The sequence below is a fragment of the Streptococcus sp. DD11 genome (assembly GCF_001578865.1).
GTDB classification, from domain to species: Bacteria; Bacillota; Bacilli; order Lactobacillales; family Streptococcaceae; genus Streptococcus; species Streptococcus panodentis.
On record NZ_KQ969396.1, the window covers coordinates 95,570 to 97,667 of the forward strand.

At 46.8% G+C, this 2,098-nt stretch carries 2 protein-coding genes; one reads left to right on the forward strand and one right to left on the reverse strand.

The window, feature by feature from the left end; all coding sequences use genetic code 11:
- Positions 1-673 (reverse strand): homoserine dehydrogenase (locus STRDD11_RS14590; protein WP_241209403.1); only part of this gene is annotated, 673 nt, incomplete at its 3' end.
- 251 nt (positions 674-924) lie between these two features.
- Between STRDD11_RS14590 and STRDD11_RS09900 the strand changes: the two genes are divergently transcribed.
- Positions 925-1,890 carry a polysaccharide deacetylase family protein gene (locus STRDD11_RS09900; RefSeq protein ID WP_128837178.1) on the forward strand — a complete coding sequence of 322 codons (966 nt, stop codon included), beginning with the start codon at positions 925-927 and terminating at the stop codon, positions 1,888-1,890.
- Positions 1,891-2,098 lie beyond the last annotated feature (208 nt).

Consider the following 2,098-nt stretch of genomic DNA (forward strand, 5'->3'; position numbering starts at 1 on the left):
CGACATCTTCAAATGCGATATTCATCCCAAAGGCAAACTGGCTGAGAATGACCATTTTGTATGCTGCATCAATGCCGTCAACGTCATTGGTCGGATCGCTTTCTGCAAAGCCAAGTCGCTGCGCTTCCGCCAGAGCAGCATCATAGGACCAGCCCTCTTCCACCATCTTTGTCATCATGAAGTTAGACGTTCCGTTGACCACGCCGAGAACTCGGGTAATCTTATCAGAAGCCAGTGAATTGACCAAGGTCCGCAAGATTGGAATACCGCCGGCAACGGCCGCTTCATAGTAGAGAGCTGCCTTGTGCTGCTGAGCAGTCTCCAGCAGCTCTGTACCATGGACAGCCAGCAGGTCTTTATTGGCTGTCACAACATGTTTGCCAGCTTCCAGAGCACGCGTGATAAAGGTTCTAGCCGGCTCAATCCGGCCCATCAGCTCAACAACAATGGTGATGGCATCATCATTTAAAATCTCATCGACATTGGTCACAAAGTTAAAATCATGGCCAGCTGCCAAAAGGCGCTCTTTTTCGGCATCGTCCTTGACCAGAACCTTGGCTACTTCAATCTCTGAATGGGCAGCCTGAACAATCTTTTCCTTATTTTCCTTGAGCAAAAACGGAACACCGCTGGCTACTGTTCCAAAACCAAGCAAAGCAATTTTAATAGACATGAGCAACTCCTTGAAAATTTCTTGTATAAAATATTATAACAGAATTATGCAAAAATGCCTACAAATCTATTTCTTTATTTGTTATAATATGAGTAATGTTCCGTCAGGGATATGTTTATACTCAGATAAATTCAAATAGATCAGCCCAGAGATTCTGAGACAGCATAGCTCAGCTTCTGATACGGCCTTTAGCAAAGAAGCAAGGATTTAAAAGAGTATGATTCTCACTATCTATTTTCAAAGGAGATATGATGCCAGGCAAACACAGTGGAAACCGTATACAGCGCCGCAAGGCCAGAAAAAGGGCAATGTTTCTGATAACGTTCAACACCCTCCTCTTCCTCGTTCTGATTGTCGGAGGCTTTCACCTCTTGACCCAACTCCAAAACTCCCACAATCAAAATGAAGCAGACAAATCACAGACCAGTCAGGTCACTGCACCGTCAGACAGCGATGCCGCCCCTACCAGAGATAAGAAGGTCAGCACTTCTTCTGACGACAAGGAAAAGCTCAGCTGGGTCAAGCAGGACCAGCCTGTCCAAATCCCTATCCTGATGTACCATGCTATTCATGTTATGGACCCTTCCGAAGCTGCCAACTCCGGCTTAATCGTAGACCCAGCCACCTTTGAAAGCCAGCTTCAGGCCCTCAAGGAAGCCGGCTACTACACACTGACGCCTGAAGAAGCCTATAAAGCGCTGACGGAGAATGTGCTGCCGGAAAATAAAAAAGTCGTTTGGCTGACCTTTGACGACAGCCTAAAGGATTTCTATACCAACGCTTTCCCCCTGCTGCAAAAATATGGCATGAAAGCGACGAATAATGTGATTACCGGTTTCGTCCAAGCCGGCCGCGAAGATATGCTGACTCTGGATGAAATCAAAGAAATGAAAGACAAGGGCATGTCCTTTGAGGACCATACGGTCAATCATCCCGACCTGTCTGCTGCAGCATCTGAGCAGCAAACAACTGAACTGAAAGATTCCAAGGACTATTTAGATCAGAATCTCTCCCAATCAACTACTACCGTCGCTTACCCAGCAGGACGCTACAGCGACACTACCCTGCAGATTGCTGAGAGTTTGGGCTACAAAATGGGCCTGACAACCAACAATGGCCTGGCCTCTCTGTCAAATGGACTGCTGTCCCTCAACCGGGTCCGCGTCAATCCGACAACAACCGCCCAGGATCTGCTCAATGAAATCGCAGTCAACTAATTCTATTTACAAAGGCGGTGGGACAGACTCCCGTGATGGCTGCGCCCTCACCCACAGAGGGATGGATCTTTTAGAAGATACCGTATAAGAACTCTTTTCTTAAACTGATATTCTATTTTACACTCGAACGAAAACCATCCGCAAATCAGGCGGCAGCGCACCTGTTCAGCATGTTCCAATCTAATATCGTCATTTAGTTTATCTTTTG